The 341-nt window shown below is 30.8% G+C and carries 1 protein-coding gene; it reads left to right on the forward strand.

Annotated features, from left to right (window positions below):
* A partial coding sequence (locus FF52_RS21745; RefSeq protein WP_008469009.1) for a GIY-YIG nuclease family protein occupies window positions 1–328 on the forward strand: 328 nt, incomplete at its 5' end.
* Window positions 329–341: the final 13 nt, after the last annotated feature.

Genomic DNA, 341 nt, shown 5'->3' on the forward strand with positions numbered 1-341 from the left:
GAACCCCTCATCGCCCACAAAATTCCAAAAACTCCAAAGTCATTTGATTTTGGAGTTTTTTGCTTTATATGTTTTTATGGATTTTACTGTTTATATATTATTTAGCGAAAGCAAGAATAGATATCATATTGGATTCACTTCCAATTTAGAAGAAAGACTGATTCGTCATAATCAGAGGAGTAAAGGTTTTACAGGAAATGCAAATGATTGGAAAGTTGTTTATACAGAAAATTATGAAACGAAAGAAGATGCTCATAAAAGAGAGCTTCAAATTAAATCTTGGAAAAGCAGAATTAAAATCGAAGCATTAATTAAACAAAAGGATTAGCTCAGCTGGTTCA

Source organism: Flavobacterium sp. F52 (assembly GCF_000278705.1).
In the GTDB taxonomy this organism is placed as follows: Bacteria; Bacteroidota; Bacteroidia; order Flavobacteriales; family Flavobacteriaceae; genus Flavobacterium; species Flavobacterium anhuiense.